Annotated in this window: 16 protein-coding genes; 3 read left to right on the top strand and 13 right to left on the bottom strand. The window is 43.7% G+C overall.

What is annotated here, in order from left to right:
- Nucleotides 1–33 precede the first annotated feature (33 nt).
- From rfbC to ICN37_RS01530, 5 genes are read right to left on the bottom strand one after another with little or no spacing between them, the layout of a single operon-like run.
- Complete coding sequence (rfbC, locus tag ICN37_RS01550) at nt 34–600, bottom strand: dTDP-4-dehydrorhamnose 3,5-epimerase (RefSeq protein ID WP_255538432.1); 567 nt, start codon at nt 598–600, stop codon at nt 34–36.
- Nucleotides 597–1,526, bottom strand: coding sequence for a glucose-1-phosphate thymidylyltransferase RfbA (rfbA, locus tag ICN37_RS01545; protein WP_216154414.1), 930 nt, complete (start codon nt 1,524–1,526; stop codon nt 597–599). Before rfbA ends, rfbC begins: the two co-directional genes overlap by 4 nt.
- Nucleotides 1,527–1,570: 44 nt before the next feature.
- Nucleotides 1,571–2,545: a dTDP-4-dehydrorhamnose reductase gene (rfbD, locus tag ICN37_RS01540; RefSeq protein ID WP_216154413.1), complete on the bottom strand. Its 975-nt coding sequence runs from the start codon at nt 2,543–2,545 to the stop codon at nt 1,571–1,573.
- Nucleotides 2,546–2,572: 27 nt separating this feature from the next.
- Nucleotides 2,573–3,631, bottom strand: coding sequence for a dTDP-glucose 4,6-dehydratase (gene rfbB / locus ICN37_RS01535; RefSeq protein WP_216154412.1), 1,059 nt, complete (start codon nt 3,629–3,631; stop codon nt 2,573–2,575).
- 56 nt (nt 3,632–3,687) lie between these two features.
- Entirely contained in the window at nt 3,688–4,908 is a 1,221-nt protein-coding gene (locus ICN37_RS01530) for a glycosyltransferase (RefSeq protein WP_216154411.1), read from the bottom strand.
- Nucleotides 4,909–4,990: 82 nt separating this feature from the next.
- On the opposite strand from ICN37_RS01530, the gene ICN37_RS01525 reads away from it, so the two are divergent.
- Nucleotides 4,991–5,875 carry an alpha-1,2-fucosyltransferase gene (locus ICN37_RS01525; protein WP_216154410.1) on the top strand — a complete coding sequence of 295 codons (885 nt, stop codon included), beginning with the start codon at nt 4,991–4,993 and terminating at the stop codon, nt 5,873–5,875.
- Between the two features lie 7 nt (nt 5,876–5,882).
- Here ICN37_RS01525 and ICN37_RS01520 read toward each other — a convergent pair whose 3' ends face one another.
- The 8 genes from ICN37_RS01520 to ICN37_RS01485 all read right to left on the bottom strand — a co-directional run bounded on the left by ICN37_RS01520 (nt 5,883) and on the right by ICN37_RS01485 (nt 12,450).
- Nucleotides 5,883–6,797 carry a glycosyltransferase family 2 protein gene (locus ICN37_RS01520; protein WP_216154409.1) on the bottom strand — a complete coding sequence of 305 codons (915 nt, stop codon included), beginning with the start codon at nt 6,795–6,797 and terminating at the stop codon, nt 5,883–5,885.
- A complete protein-coding gene (locus ICN37_RS01515) occupies nt 6,797–7,696 on the bottom strand; it encodes a DUF6492 family protein (protein ID WP_216860865.1) in 900 nt (299 codons plus the stop codon). Before ICN37_RS01515 ends, ICN37_RS01520 begins: the two co-directional genes overlap by 1 nt.
- 11 nt (nt 7,697–7,707) lie before the next feature.
- The gene (locus ICN37_RS01510; RefSeq protein ID WP_216154408.1) at nt 7,708–9,048 is read right to left on the bottom strand and encodes a hypothetical protein; all 1,341 of its coding nucleotides are present in this window, start codon (nt 9,046–9,048) and stop codon (nt 7,708–7,710) included.
- A gap of 16 nt (nt 9,049–9,064) precedes the next feature.
- Nucleotides 9,065–10,024 (bottom strand): aspartate carbamoyltransferase catalytic subunit, encoded by a 960-nt coding sequence (locus ICN37_RS01505; protein WP_215321430.1) that lies wholly within the window; start codon nt 10,022–10,024, stop codon nt 9,065–9,067.
- A complete protein-coding gene (pyrR, locus tag ICN37_RS01500) occupies nt 10,024–10,524 on the bottom strand; it encodes a bifunctional pyr operon transcriptional regulator/uracil phosphoribosyltransferase PyrR (protein ID WP_215321429.1) in 501 nt (166 codons plus the stop codon). Before pyrR ends, ICN37_RS01505 begins: the two co-directional genes overlap by 1 nt.
- A 44-nt stretch (nt 10,525–10,568) precedes the next feature.
- Entirely contained in the window at nt 10,569–10,982 is a 414-nt protein-coding gene (ruvX, locus tag ICN37_RS01495) for a Holliday junction resolvase RuvX (RefSeq protein ID WP_216154407.1), read from the bottom strand.
- Nucleotides 10,975–11,574, bottom strand: coding sequence for a YqgE/AlgH family protein (locus tag ICN37_RS01490; protein WP_255538443.1), 600 nt, complete (start codon nt 11,572–11,574; stop codon nt 10,975–10,977). Before ICN37_RS01490 ends, ruvX begins: the two co-directional genes overlap by 8 nt.
- 66 nt (nt 11,575–11,640) lie before the next feature.
- On the bottom strand, nt 11,641–12,450 hold the full coding sequence (locus ICN37_RS01485; protein ID WP_216154405.1) for a YdcF family protein: 810 nt from the start codon (nt 12,448–12,450) through the stop codon (nt 11,641–11,643).
- 76 nt (nt 12,451–12,526) lie between these two features.
- Between ICN37_RS01485 and ICN37_RS01480 the strand changes: the two genes are divergently transcribed.
- Both ICN37_RS01480 and ICN37_RS01475 read left to right on the top strand, forming a co-directional pair.
- Nucleotides 12,527–13,999, top strand: coding sequence for a deoxyribodipyrimidine photo-lyase (locus ICN37_RS01480; RefSeq protein ID WP_216154404.1), 1,473 nt, complete (start codon nt 12,527–12,529; stop codon nt 13,997–13,999).
- Nucleotides 14,000–14,048: 49 nt separating this feature from the next.
- Entirely contained in the window at nt 14,049–14,888 is an 840-nt protein-coding gene (locus ICN37_RS01475; RefSeq protein ID WP_216154403.1) for a symmetrical bis(5'-nucleosyl)-tetraphosphatase, read from the top strand.
- Nucleotides 14,889–14,906: the final 18 nt, after the last annotated feature.

The raw sequence follows: 14,906 nt of genomic DNA, 5'->3' as shown, positions 1-14,906 counted from the left end.
ATTATCTTATCTTTTGAAAATTGCCGAAGGCATCTAGAACTTGGGTGCCGCGTCCCATGAAAGACCGGCCGCATCCTTGGCATTCATATTGGGCTCGATACCAGCGGGCAAAGGCCACTCTATACCCACTGTTGAATCATTCCAAGCAAGGCAAGCTTCACTCTGTGGATGGTAATAATCCGTTGTCTTGTAAAGAAATTCTGCTGTAGGTGTGAGTACCAAAAAGCCATGAGCCAATTGAGCAGGAATCCACAATTGCTTGTGGTTTTCTGCGCTCAATTCAACACCAACCCATTTACCGTAAGTTGGTGAATCCTTACGAATATCGACAGCCACATCAAATACGCTACCAGCCACGACTCGTACTAATTTACCTTGAGTCTTCTCTATTTGATAATGCAGGCCACGCAAAGTCCACTGACGTGAAAAAGAATGATTGTCTTGCACAAACTGGACATCAAGGCCAGTTGCACTTGCAAAGTCCTCTGCATTGAATGATTCGGTAAACCAACCGCGCTCATCGCCAAAGACTTTTGACTCCACAATATAAACATCATGAATCGCAGTAGGTGTTAACTGCAACTTAGAAGAAATGCTCATTTAGGAACCTTCTTGGCAGAAAGTGAAATGGGTTGAGCTGAGTTATTGAGCTCGTTCAAAATCTTACCCAAGTACTGACCATAACTATTCTTGCTTAACTGTGCAGCAACCTTCTGTACCACTTCAGCACTAATCCAACCTTGGCGATAAGCAATCTCTTCGGGACAAGCCACCATTAAGCCTTGACGTTTTTGCAGGGTTGCAATAAAGCCAGCAGCATCTAGCAATGAGTCATGAGTACCGGTATCCAACCAAGCAAATCCACGACCCATAATCTCAACATTCAGCTCATTCTTTTCAAGATAGACACGGTTGACATCTGTAATCTCGAGTTCACCACGAGCGCTGGGCTTAATCGAGGCAGCAATATCGCAAACCTGATTGTCATAAAAATATAAGCCTGTGACTGCATAGCTACTACGTGACTTCAAGGGTTTCTCTTCAATCGAAAGCGCTTTGTAATCTTTATCAAACTCTACTACGCCATAACGCTCCGGATCATTCACGTGATACGCAAATACAGATGCACCCGAAGTGCGATCGTTTGCACTATTGAGTTGATCAACCAATTCATGGCCATAGAAAATATTGTCGCCCAGCACTAATGCGCTTGGATTATTTCCTACAAAGTTTTTGCCAAGCGTAAATGCTTGCGCCAAACCATCTGGTGAGGGTTGCACGCAATACTCTATATTGAGACCCCACTGCGAGCCATCGCCTAATAGTTCAGAAAATCGAGGAGTATCTTGCGGCGTAGAAATTAAGAGAATGTCGCGAATACCAGCCAACATTAGGGTGCTTAATGGGTAATACACCATTGGCTTGTCATAGACTGGCATTAATTGCTTTGACACTGCCTGAGTCACTGGATAAAGACGGGTACCAGACCCACCAGCCAAGATGATGCCTTTGCGATTTACAGCCATTTATTACCCCTGTTTCAGCACCCCAAGAAAGCCAATGAGGGTTTTTAAATCAAACCCTTTGAAGCTAGCTTGGATACATATTCTTGAACCATGCCATCCCATGCTGGGAAATTTGGCACATTTTGGAGTTGATTATAAGAGTTTGAAGCTTTGGAAGCCCCATCTTGTATAGCAGAACGCAGTTTTACGCTATCCATGCGTGAATTCATGGGTCTGGGGGCTGGGAGTGGGTATTCAACTGCCAAAATAGGCTTAATTGCCCCTGGTTGAGCCTTGAGCTCAACTCCAGCATTCAGGGCGGATTGAACCGCGAAAGTCGCCAAACCATGCCAAGTAGTCTCACCTGCTGGCACGGCATGATAAATACCGGATGGGAATTGCTTTAACTTCCATGCTGAATCTAATGCCAAATCCAGACTTATGCCGGCAAGCCAATCCGCACTAGTGGGGACGCCATGTTGGTCATGAATGACTTTTAATTCTTCACGCTCTTTTGCTAAGCGCAACATCGTACGAATGAAATTACCACCATCCCCATAAACCCAGCTGGTTCTGAAAATAGCAAATTGGCCTTTTGCGGAATTTGCAAATACCTTTTCTATTGACTCTTCACCCGCAGCCTTACTCTTGCCATAAATTCCCAAAGGATTGCGTGGGTCGTCTTCAATATAGAAACCATCTTTACTGCCATCAAACACATAATCTGTGGAGTAGTTCAGAAAGGCGGCATTATTTTCTGCGGCATAGCGCGCCATTAATTCTGGAGCTTTGGCATTTACCGCATAAGCTAAATCGATTTCAGTTTCTGCTTTATCCACTGCTGCATATGCAGAAGCATTAATAATGAGATTTGCTTTTGCTATATTGAGTTGCGCGAGTACTTCCTCTTCTTTACTAAGGTCGCACTCCGCTCTACCGAGATAAGTTATATCCAGATTTGCAGAGGCTGGAAGTTCGTCAAATAAAGCTTTGAATGCTTTACCCAGTTGACCATCTTTTCCGAAAACTAAAATATTCACGCAGTTATTTAATCTCAGTATTTACGGTTAGTTGTACTGTTTTTGCAACCAGTCACGATAAGACCCGCTCACTACGCCATCGATCCAGACAGGATTATCCAGATACCATTGCACTGTTTTACGAATACCTGTCTCAAAGGTCTCGGCTGGTTTCCAACCCAACTCGCGCTCTACCTTGCTAGCGTCAATTGCATAACGACGATCATGGCCTGGGCGGTCTTTTACAAAGGTGATTTGCTCGACATAGGACTTGCCATCTGCGCGGGGCTTTAGGTCATCCAAAATGCTACAAATGGTTTTCACAACATCAATATTGGCCTTTTCATTCCAACCACCGATGTTGTAAGTCTCACCCGATTTACCTTTAGCCAATACCTCACGAATAGCGGAGCAATGGTCGCCCACATAGAGCCAATCGCGAATCTGTTGGCCATCACCATAAATAGGTAATGGCTTGCTATTGAGCGCATTTAATATCACCAAAGGAATTAATTTTTCTGGAAAGTGATAAGGGCCATAGTTATTAGAACAATTGGTGGTTACTGCTGGGAACCCATAGGTGTGAAACCAGGCACGTACCAAATGATCGGATGCTGCTTTAGATGCTGAGTACGGGCTATTGGGCTCATACGAATTTGTTTCCGTAAATGCTGGATCGGTTAAAGATAAGGATCCATAAACTTCATCAGTTGATACATGATGAAAACGGAACCCTTCTTTAGCCCCTCCTTCAAGACCGTTCCAATACTCACGAGCGCACTCTAGCAAATTAAACGTACCAACGATATTGGTTTCTACGAAATCCGCCGGCCCATGAATAGAGCGATCCACATGACTCTCGGCAGCAAAATTCACAATTGCACGTGGCTTATGCTCTTTCAACAATTTGGTAACTAACTCTTTGTCACCAATATCACCATGCACAAATACGTGGCGAGCATCATTCTTAAGAGAATCCAGTGTCGCCAAATTACCGGCATACGTTAATTTATCGAGATTAATGATTCCCTCATTAGCGGGTGCTTTAAGCCAATCCAGAACGAAATTACCGCCAATAAAACCGGCACCACCAGTAACAAGAATCATTTTTTAGCCTATAAATCAGTTATTTGAAAGATTTTTAATGAGCATGTTCTTAAAATTTATTCTAGTAATTTTAACTGATCGATCAATGACTTGGCCCTATGTAAAGTAGTGTGGGCTGCAAAAACCTCTTTTTGGGCATGCAGGGCTTTATCAGAACCCAACCGAGGATGGGCGATTAACTCTCTAAACATTTCTTCATAATCTTTTGGTGAACCTGCAATAAAGAAAGATTCGCGTCCGAATATTTTGTTTAAGAGCATCGGATGATCAATTAACTGTGGCACACCACAGGCAGCTAACTGATAGGTACGCTCATTGAGTTCACACGCCCAGCTGGTTTGCTCTGGCAAGTGCACATTAAGACCCACCTTGGCACGCGCATAAATATACCGATCGCGCTCGCGTTTAAATGAAAAATTCTTCACTTGCTTCCAGCCAGGGCCATCTAAAAATCCGGAATACTCTTTCATAATATTTTTTAGATATTGAATATGCTCACGCTTGCGAGAAGCCATCAACACATAATTGAGGTCCCTCTGAAACCCAGTAACTGGATAGTAATGAAGGATGTTCGCCCCAAAAGGAATGTAGATAATTTGAAAGCCAGAATCAAAAAATGGTTGGTACTCTAGGCGACTGCAAACGTAATCTTCATCACGATAACTATAGTAAAAATCAATTCGATGCTTTTTAGCCCAAGCCAGCCGTGGCAGCAGAGGCGTACTCTCATACTCCTCTAGGGCTGCGCTAAGACCAACATATAGTCTCGAGTGCTTTTTATATTGATTCACGCTATCCCAGTGAATTCTTTTGAGATACTCAGGATTATCACTGGAGAGCAAAATGGAAGGCTTGAATGTTTCTAGAACGCCTCGAATATCTTCGTTCCAATCCAAGACTCTTGCATCCACCCCGATGTAATTTAAGCTTTCGATTAAATTAGAAAAAAGAGAGTAGCCGGCAGGTGAAAAACGAGCATCAGGCACCTGAATCAAAATACGCTCAGAAGTACCAATGCAGGAATCCTTCATTCGAGCTTCCAAGTCTATTTTGAAACGAGTGCCTTGACGCACTACTGGATCAGCTGAATTGAGGCATAACTCATGATTTTCATGGATAGTTTGATGAAGTAGCCCAGCCTCCGCTTCTGCGAGAACCATGTCATGGGATAACAGGGTTTCCGAATTAAATAGGTAATTAAATTGATGCTTTTCAAAAGAACGCTTAAGCTTGATGATCCTCTTTTGGGCTAGTTTCTGCAGATGCTGAGGGGTCATATTCTGTCCAAAATAAAATGCGTTAATGGTATGGGCACAAGACCCCCCAATTGAGTTCATCTAATGTTCTAATTATAGAATTATGAATATCATTGCACAGCTACAGGGTGGCCTTGGCAACCAGCTATTTCAATATGCCGCTGCCAGAGCCCTATCCCAAAAACACCATATCCCATTACTTTTGGATCAAGGTTGGTTTAGTAAGACCTACGAAGATGTCACCCCACGAGAGTTTTTGTTACCTTTAATGAACGTAAAGGGTTCGTTCATTTCCTATGGAATAGAGATCAAACGACCAAAAAAGATGTATCGCTTAGCCCAAAAATTTTGGCCAATTGACCCGTTCATTTTTGTGGAACAAATACCGTTTCGATTTGACCCTCAACTCGGTAAAGCTCCCTCATTTAAGCAACAAAATTTATATCTGATGGGTTATTGGCAATCCTATAAATATTTTGAGTCAATCAAGTCAATTCTACAAACAGAAATTAGCCCAAAAAATCCTCTCGATAAGCATTATCAAAACTATTTAGAGCAAATCAAAACCAGTAAATCCGCTATGGTGCATGTCCGCCGAGGTGACTATGTCAATTTAGCAAGTGCAGCCAAGGTACACGGGTTTATTGGCCTAGATTATTACCAAAAGGGGATGCAATCTATTCTAGAAAAAAATCCTGATACCCAATTCTTTGTATTCTCAGATGATCTTCAATGGGCTAAAGAAAATCTGCCTTATCAAGATAAATGTAGATTTATAGAACCTACAAGTAGCGTTGATGCTGTTATTCAAGAGCTTGAGCTCATGACTCATTGCCAACATCATCTGATTGCTAATAGTTCATTAAGTTGGTGGGCTGCCTGGTTAAGCAAGAATCCAAATGGTTCTGTGATCTGCCCAAGCCAGTGGACGACTGATGCCAGCATTAATTGGTCTGATTTATTACCCAGCTCTTGGCAGAGAATTTAAAGGGTGGCTAGGGTCTAAATGAAGCCAGCGCAGATACTAGCAATCGTTCCAACCTAGTAAATGGCGTTAACAGGCCATTACCTCGATATTGAAAGCGAGCATAGATTTCATAATTTGCCGCCACGGAAATGCCCTTAATTTTCCGATTCAACTGCATCAGAAACGGTAGTGCAACTTTCATGCGATCACAAAAACCCATCGGTCTTGGGCTGAGCTTAGTCGAAATCCCAAGACCCAATACATATTCTGCGCGACTCTTTGAAAAAATAGTATTCGTTTCAGCGTTCCGAACCTGACTAGTTTGCTTGTCATGGATGCGATAGGTAATGAGTTTTTCTTTCAGGTTGGCGAATCGATATCCCGCCAAAGCCAGTTCAGCCCAAAGAGAATAATCTTCTGCATAATCTTTCCCTGCACGGTAGGGAAATTTCTTAAATATCTCAGCCTTTCCCATCACAGTTGGATTACAGAGGGGGCTTGAAATAGTAATCAGGGCTCTAATATCGGCATCCGTGTAGCGCTCTTTAGAGGTTTTGATCCTTCCTATGCCTTCATACAGGGAGTAGCAAGCAGATCCACAAAGATCCGCCTCATCCCTATCCAAATAATGAACTTGTTTCTTAAGTCGACTAGGCATGGCAATATCATCCGCATCCAGAAATGCAATATACCTTCCCTTTGCAGCGGCCACTAAGTGGTTACGTGCATTTACCAGGCCTTGATTTTCATTTAAATGAATTACGCAAATACGATGATCATTAAATCCGCCAATGATTTGGGAGGTGCCATCAGTAGAGCCATCATTCAAAATGATTAATTCAAAATTAGAGAAGTTCTGTTGCAAAATGCTTTCAACTGCCTGAGCAATATATTTCTCAGCATTAAAGGCTGGCATTAAAACGCTAACGACTGGCTCATTCATTAGATAAAGCTTTGTAAATAACGACCAAATCGCTTAATACGTTTGAGGATACGTGAGGGAAGTGATTTTTTTAGCGACCCAAAATTTAACTCAGCCTCCCAGGTAGACTGGTAAATAATCCCTAAGTAATGTTTTGCAACTTTGGCTTCGGTTTCACCTAGACGTCGCATTAAAAAATACTGCCAGTCATAGTGATAAACCCGAAACAATGGCTCAATTGCAATTAATGGAATGGCACGATATTTCAATAGAGTCTCGCCATAAATCAGGGTTTCTGGATACTCTGGGGTCACCATATCCCAAAGCGTTACCCCCCTGGGCTTTAGGTACTCGCGATCGAGGGACCCCCAAACATTGGCGGACCAAATAAAAGGTGCGGGTGCGCAATAAAATTCAGGGCCCGACCTACCGAACAAGGCTTGCACTCTTTTTGCTTCAGATCGCAAGCTCTCAACTACCTTGGTTTGACCTCGGTTATTTGCTAACTGAAAATATTCTTTATTTTGATGAAGCACTGTGTAAGGAACGCCGCCCTCAGAAATAAAATCTGATTTTTGAAATGATCTAATAAAGACACAATCAGAATCCAAACATAAGTAGTTTTGCGCTAATCCAAGCCTCCAAAATTCAGACTTAACAATAGCCTGTGATAAACCACCCGGCATAGCCTCATACTTTTGCATTGAGGCTCTTGGATTTGAAACCACAATATCTTCATCTGCCACCCATATATAACCATCCGCACCAAGCATTTCAGTCAAAGCTGCATAGTCAGATTTTGGTGTCGATATATAAAATGGTATTCGATCTACATTAAATTCCTGAATCGAAGACAGCAATCTTTTTAAACGCAAAAAGTCATTGCGATAGGACTTGCAGTAGAGAACGAAGTCTTTCAATGGGCTACCTATTATTTGTCTTCAATTTTAGACAGAATCTTTGAGACAGCTTGATCTACCCCCAAAGGATGCCATTGAGACTCAATCAGTTTACCCTCATTCCAGTCCAACCAAATTCTTTCAATCGCCATATCAATACCAGCGCTATCACCTTCATGACTCAGGTAAGCGCCTCGTTCTGACAACATTTCATCTAGCTGCGGATTGCGATGAGTGATACCCCATATTGGACGGCCAGCCCAAAGATATTCATAAAACTTTGAAGGGATATATTCCGCGCACCACTCATCATTTCCATGCAACAAAATCAATACGTCTGCCTCTTGCATTTTCTCTACCACTCGTTCGCGCCCTGATTTTCCTGTAATAGGATCTTTCTCCAGTCTCCCATGTGCTATCAATATATCTTGATAACCATAATGCTTGATGGCATCAGCCGTCAGGTCATCCAAGGGGGCGCCATATGCATGAACGCGAATCTTTTCTCGTGCTTGGGGATATTTTTTAAATAATGAATGAAGTGCATTCAAAATCGTAGAAAGCGAACGATCTTTTGCCAATGATCCTGAATGAGATAAATTTAAAATGTCGGTATAAAGATGGGATTTAGCAGCAATCAGCCCACCAGGGGGCTCGGCACCAGGCAACACCATAAAGCCGTGCGCATTTCCTGCCGTATTGAGGTTTGTATTGCGAGTCTTCGCATAGTGCAAAGCGCCATCAGTAAACCACCAGGCAAAATCTGCATACTTAGTAATTTGCTTTTCCAAACAATGACGAAAGCTCGCATCTCGATTTTTAGGCTTTTCAAGCCCGATATCGACGGCACTTTTGCGAATAACTAATGGGTCGTGGATTTCAACAATCCATTTAACTCCTGTGAACCTCTTCAGCCAAAGCCCTGCCAAATGAGCGGACCATGCACCACCAGTGGAATACACCAAATCGATCTTGCCATCGCGAATAAGTTTGTACCCATGCATAAATGCAGGCATCGCCCATGACCATTGACTGGAATAACCCAAAATTAATTTCTCCAGCCCAATAAATGGCGCCAACAGAATAGAAATAGTTCTGGTCAGCAGCTTATACACAATGCCGCGGCCATATTGATTGGCAATCCAATGACGAAAATCAAAACGAAATGCGGCTGGTCCCCAAGCTAGAAATTGGCGATGCGGAAAACGTTGATCCTTAATTCCAGTGATTGCACTAAAAACAACTGGCTGGACCCCAGCCTCCAACAAATATGGAATTTTGTCAGTAATTGTCTGACTAGATGCGCGGCCATCCATATTAAAGCCATGAGACAAAATCAGCCATCGCTTATCTGTTAGTTTTGCTGTTGCCATGCTATCTGTGAACGCTTTAGTTGCCAGCAACTATAGACATCACAGCCATGCGTACAGCAATACCAAAGGTGACTTGATTCAGAATGACTGATTGAGGACCATCAGCTACCACTGAGTCAATCTCTACGCCCCGATTCATGGGACCTGGGTGCATGACGATAGCATCTGGCTTAGCTAAGGCTAAACGAGTCGGTGTTAAACCATATTGCTTAAAGAAAGCATCGCCCTCAGGCACCTGCCCGGCTTCCATGCGCTCTTTTTGGATGCGCAATGTCATCACTACATCAACATCTTTTAAGCCTTCTTCCATATTGTGGAAGACTTTAACGCCGAGCATATCTAAATCACTTGGGAGCAGGCTTTCTGGACCAATGGCACGGATGTCTTCACAACCTAATGTGGTCAACGCATGAATATTGGATTTGGCTACACGGCTGTGCACAATATCGCCCACAATCGCTACCTTTAGGCCCTTGAAGTTTTGTTTGAAGTGCCGCATGGTGTACATATCCAACAAACCTTGAGTTGGATGCTGATGGCTACCATCGCCAGCATTCACAACGTGTACATGCGCTGGTACGTGGTTTGCAATTTCAATAGGGGCTTTAGAAACACCATGTCGCACAACAAAAATATCCGCCTGCATTGCTACTAAATTATCAATCGTATCGAGAAGACTCTCGCCCTTAGCAGTGGAGGATGTAGAAATATCTAAATTAATCACATCTGCAGATAAACGTTTTGCAGCAATCTCAAAAGTAGTTCTAGTGCGAGTGGAGTTTTCAAAAAACAGGTTGAATACGCTCTTCCCTCTAAGTAGTGGGACTTTTTTCACCTCGCGCGCGGGATCAGTCACGCTTACAAACTGTTGGGCAGTATCCAAAATATGGAGAATCTGCTCTTTAGGTAAACCTTCAAGCGTTAGAAGATGCGTTAACTCGCCAGCGGAATTAAATTGATTGACTAGCTGACTCATTATTCACGCTCCTCTAACTGAAAGCTGAACTTACCAGCGGTATCTTTCTCTAAAACCAGAAGTTGATTCTCCGGAACTTCTATCTGTTCACCAACAAAGTTGGCAGCTACTGGAAGTTCGCGATTCCCTCGATCAGCCAGAACCATCAACTCCACTTGAGCGGGTCGGCCGAAATCAAATAACTCATTTAAAGCCGCGCGGACAGTTCTACCCGTTAACAAAACATCGTCAATCAAAATCACATTGGCGCCGTTTACATCAAACGGTAAATGGGTGGTCATAGTACTAGCAGTACGCAAAGCAGTCATACCCTTCTCAGCATAATCATCCCGATGAAAAGCCACATTAATTACACCAAAGTGTGGAAGCCCTAAATCGTGAGCCAAACGCTCAGTAATCCAAGCGCCTCCCATAGCGAGACCCGCAAGTTCAAAGGCACCCTCTTGCGCTCTCTTACGCAAGTTCTCTAGTAATTTTCCGTATAACTGTTCAGCGTTCATTCTTGGGTCCGGTGCTTATATCAATTCCATTTTTGTAACTATTTTTAATTTAAAGACTTCGTGCTTTGCTCTGCAAAATACTGCTCTAAGATCAAAACGGCAGAGTGGGCATCTAGATTGTCGTACATCTCTGGATCCCCCTCTAAAACGGCTGACGTATAACGCTCATCGACCCAAACAACCGGCAAATGAAAGCGTCCATGTAGCTGATTGCCAAAGCGGGTTGCTTTAGATGTCATCTCATGGGGCGTGCCATCTGGATGCATTGGCTTTCCAACCACCAATTGGTCTGGCTGCCACTCCTTTAATAGAGACTCAATCGCTTGAAAAAGAGCATCGCTAGTTGGCGCTGCAATCGTCTTTAAAGCTTGTCCCGACTTGGATATCGAGTTTCCAACTGCCACACCCACTCTGCGAGTTCCATAATCAAAAGACAGTATGGTCAATGCCTTAGGCATGCCCAGCCTCACCAGACAAATGAGACAAATCAAACCCTAGGTGACTCACTGCCTTCTCGTAACGCTGACTCGAAGGGGTATTAAAGATGATTTCAATCATTTGCTCACGTGCTAGCGGGACATTCATCCAACCATTAAGCGTAATTTCTTCTTCAAGCTGACCAGCACCCCATCCGGCATAACCCAAGGTCATCAAAAAATGTTGCGGTCCTTTACCTGCAGCAACTGCCTCAAGAACATCCTTTGAAGTAGTCATCGTCAAGCCGCCGGGAATAATTAAGGAAGAGCTATATGGACTTAGTGAATCAGACTCATGCAAGACAAAGCCCCGCTCTATCTGAACTGGACCGCCAAAATATACTGGCTGCTTTAATAATGGGACAATTTCCAATTTCAACTCAATCTTGTCAAAAAGGGTTTCTAAATCAACCTCGGTAGGTCGATTAACCACCAAGCCCATTGCACCTCTTTCGGTATGCTCAAACAGATAAATAAGAGATCCAGCAAAATTAGGGTCCACCATGCCCGGCATAGCAATTAAAAACTGATTGGCGAGATGGTCTGCAGAAAAGGAAATTGATGACTCTGACATAGAAGCTCGTTCTGAAGCAGGGGGTGCTTTTTTAGCAGAAGTCATATGGCTTATTTTACAGAATATCTAGATTTTTCCGGTAATCCAGTAAGCAAAAAGACCAACTATTTCATGAACTAGGATGTTCCAGTTGTGAGCTCCATCCACCAAGTCAAACATCGTCCACTGAAGGCTATTGGCCGTTTGATAATCGACTAACATTGGAAGCACTTCTAAACCCTGTTTTTGAAAAATCTTGGTAGAGCGGTACATATGGCTGGCGGAGGTAATGAGAAGCCATGGCTTGGGCTCCCCCGATTCCGTTTTTAAGCCAAACTCCTCAATCATGGGCTTCATATGAAACACATTTTCATAGGTATTTCGAGATTGATTTTCGTAATGCGCGTTCTGCTCGCTTAAGCCCTGCTCTTGAATCAACCGCTTAAATGCATCCGCCTCTGTAATCCCCTTAGGTGTTATGCGCCCTGAATAACCGCTGAAGATGAATGGTACATTGGGGTTTTTGCGTATTAACTCGAATGCTTTAGTCACTCTCTCGGCAGATGAGCGTAGAGAAACCTCGCCGCGATCTCCAATTATTTCTCCATCCTCAATGGCGCCACCCAGAATAATGATGCCCCCCACTTCGTTATTGGATAATTTTGTAATCTCAGTTTTGGACACGGCACTCTCAAGTGCTCTAAGAAACACTTCAGACGCAGGAAGCCAACTCACCAGAGCAAGATCTACCAAAGCTAGCACTAAGAATCTCTTACAGAGGTGCGGCTTTCGCAAGGATAAAAAGAGAAGGGCCAGCAAAACGAAAATAGGCACCCAATTGAGTGGCTCAATGCAAAATTGCACTACCTTCGAGAGAATAAAAAAGATCGTATCCATCATTCCTCAGGATCTTAACCTGTCAGCCCCGCCTAGCCGCCTGCATTTACCGTAAATAAGCCCTAATATAGGGGCTATGCAAAAAGCTCTCGTTTGGCTCCGCCGTGACCTCCGCCTCTATGACAATGCCGCGCTTCACCACGCCCTGAAAGATAGTGGCCAGGTTTGGCTCACCTTTATCTTTGATACGGACATTCTCAAGCCCTTATTGAAGGGTGATTTAGATGCCAACGGACTAAAGCATGACCGCCGCGTGGATTTCATCTGGCAGGGTATAAAGCAAATGGATGATGAGCTGCGTAAGCAAGGTAGTGGACTCATCGTTCGCTTCGGAAAACCCGCTGAATGTATTCCTGCAATTGCCAAAGAGCTAGGTGTCGAAACCGTCTTCACAAACCATGACTACGAACCTTCAGCAATTGAGAGGGATGAAACTGTAAAAGCGTCCCTAGAAATGTTGGGAATTCATTTTGAGAGCTTTAAAGATCAAGTTATTTTTGAGAAGAAAGAAATTCTTACAAACTCAAACACTGTCTTTTCAATCTTTACACCTTATAAAAATAACTGGCTCAAGACTCTCCAAGAAAATGATCTTGCTGCCTATGAGTGCAATCCAAAGCCCAAGCAATTGGGAGTCTTACCAAAAAAATTAGATCAAAAACTGCCCTCTCTAGAGTCGATGGGATTTTGCCCAACCGGCATTGAAAGCTATCTATCACCTGGCTCAGAGGGTGGGCAAGCTTTCTTAGAAGACTTCTTGCCACGCATTGATCAATACCAAATTGGTAGAGACTTTCCTGCAATAAAAGGGGTGAGTTATCTTTCAACCCACTTACGTTTTGGCATGCTCTCCATCAGAGGCTTGGTGCGTGAGGCTCATCGACGTATGCTAGCCGGCAGCATGGGTGCAACCATCTGGTTAAGTGAATTGATTTGGCGTGATTTTTATTTCATGATTCTGGCTAATCATCCTCGTTTAGCCACAGGCGCATCTTTTAAACCAGACTACGACAACATCGCTTGGGAATCTGGCGCTAAAGCTAAAAAATTATTTGCCGCTTGGTGCGAAGGTAAAACAGGCTATCCATTAGTTGATGCGGCTATGCATCAACTGAATCAAAGCGGCTACATGCATAATCGCTTACGCATGGTGGTGGCAAGCTTTCTGACTAAAGATTTGGGAATAGATTGGCGCTGGGGCGAAGCCTACTTTGCAGAACATCTCAATGACTTTGAGCTTTCCTCTAATAACGGCGGATGGCAGTGGGCCTCCTCATCTGGGTGCGATGCCCAACCCTACTTCCGCATCTTTAACCCTATTACCCAATCTGAGAAGTTTGATCCGGAAGGTAAATTCATTAAACGCTACCTACCGCAACTGGAAAAGCTCTCTAAAAAGTCCATCCATGCCCCGTGGAAGGCCGGCCATATTGAGTTAGAAGCCGCTGGGGTAGTGATTGGACGCGACTACCCACTTCCGGTAGTAGATCATGATGAAGCGCGCAAAAATACCTTAGTGCGTTACAGCGTAGTCAAAAAAGTCACCTAATACACAGATTTATTAGAGCTCTATTCACAGTTCCGATTTAAGATAAGGTATGAGCAAGATCTACGCCATAGGCGATGTGCAGGGCTGCGCGCCCTCTCTGAAAGCCTTAGTCAAGAAACTCCCTAAAAAATCCAAGCTGATTTTTTTAGGGGATCTCGTTAATCGTGGTCCAGACTCACTTGGGGCATTGCGCCAACTAAAAGCCTTACAGGAATCAGGTCGCGCTGAATGCATCCTTGGCAATCATGACCTACACCTCCTAGCAATCGATGCAGGACTTCGCAAATCGAAAGGGCTAGATACCATAGAACCCATATTGTTGGCGCCCGATCGCGGAGAACTCATTCATTGGATTCGTAATCGACCTATGGCATTGAGCAATGGCAAAGTACTAACAGTTCATGCAGGAGTCTTGCCGCAATGGGACTTACAGCAAACGATTGAATGTGCTCAAGAAGTTGAAAAAACTTTACGTGGCAAATCGTATAAAGATTTTTTAGCTAATATGTATGGCAATACACCAAACCAATGGAATAAATCTCTGAAAGGTTATGAACGCCTCCGTGTGATTACCAATACTCTAACCAGAATGCGTTTCTGCACACCAACTGGAAAAATGGAATTTGAGAGCAAGGAAGGCCTAGAGCAAGGCCCTAAAGGCTATATCCCCTGGTTCAAAGTCCCAGGCAGGAAGACTCGAGATGTCCTCACCTATTTTGGCCACTGGTCTACATTGGGCTTATTGCGTCAAGACAATGTGATTGGACTCGATACCGGCTGCGTGTGGGGCGGGAAACTCACTGCTCTGGAGATTTCAAGTTCCAATAAAGACTCCAAAAATCTAGAAATTATTCAGGTGAGTGGCTATGACCACCCACTCCGAATGTAATTTTTCCCTGGAAGTAAA

Source organism: Polynucleobacter sp. P1-05-14 (assembly GCF_018881675.1).
GTDB lineage: Bacteria > Pseudomonadota > Gammaproteobacteria > Burkholderiales > Burkholderiaceae > Polynucleobacter.
The sequence above is the reverse complement of the archived record's forward strand: the minus strand, read 5'-3'. Positions and strand labels throughout refer to the sequence as shown.

Bases quoted from the DNA above. Each gene is read 5' to 3' on its own strand.
- rfbC (WP_255538432.1), bottom strand. From the start codon at position 600: ATGAGCATTTCTTCTAAGTTGCAGTTAACACCTACTGCGATTCATGAT.
- rfbA (WP_216154414.1), bottom strand. From the start codon at position 1,526: ATGGCTGTAAATCGCAAAGGCATCATCTTGGCTGGTGGGTCTGGTACC.
- rfbB (WP_216154412.1), bottom strand. From the start codon at position 3,631: ATGATTCTTGTTACTGGTGGTGCCGGTTTTATTGGCGGTAATTTCGTT.
- ICN37_RS01530 (WP_216154411.1), bottom strand. From the start codon at position 4,908: ATGACCCCTCAGCATCTGCAGAAACTAGCCCAAAAGAGGATCATCAAG.
- ICN37_RS01525 (WP_216154410.1), top strand. From the start codon at position 4,991: ATGAATATCATTGCACAGCTACAGGGTGGCCTTGGCAACCAGCTATTT.
- ICN37_RS01520 (WP_216154409.1), bottom strand. From the start codon at position 6,797: ATGAATGAGCCAGTCGTTAGCGTTTTAATGCCAGCCTTTAATGCTGAG.
- ICN37_RS01510 (WP_216154408.1), bottom strand. From the start codon at position 9,048: ATGGCAACAGCAAAACTAACAGATAAGCGATGGCTGATTTTGTCTCAT.
- ICN37_RS01505 (WP_215321430.1), bottom strand. From the start codon at position 10,024: ATGAGTCAGCTAGTCAATCAATTTAATTCCGCTGGCGAGTTAACGCAT.
- pyrR (WP_215321429.1), bottom strand. From the start codon at position 10,524: ATGAACGCTGAACAGTTATACGGAAAATTACTAGAGAACTTGCGTAAG.
- ruvX (WP_216154407.1), bottom strand. From the start codon at position 10,982: ATGCCTAAGGCATTGACCATACTGTCTTTTGATTATGGAACTCGCAGA.
- ICN37_RS01490 (WP_255538443.1), bottom strand. From the start codon at position 11,574: ATGTCAGAGTCATCAATTTCCTTTTCTGCAGACCATCTCGCCAATCAG.
- ICN37_RS01485 (WP_216154405.1), bottom strand. From the start codon at position 12,450: ATGGATACGATCTTTTTTATTCTCTCGAAGGTAGTGCAATTTTGCATT.
- ICN37_RS01480 (WP_216154404.1), top strand. From the start codon at position 12,527: ATGCAAAAAGCTCTCGTTTGGCTCCGCCGTGACCTCCGCCTCTATGAC.
- ICN37_RS01475 (WP_216154403.1), top strand. From the start codon at position 14,049: ATGAGCAAGATCTACGCCATAGGCGATGTGCAGGGCTGCGCGCCCTCT.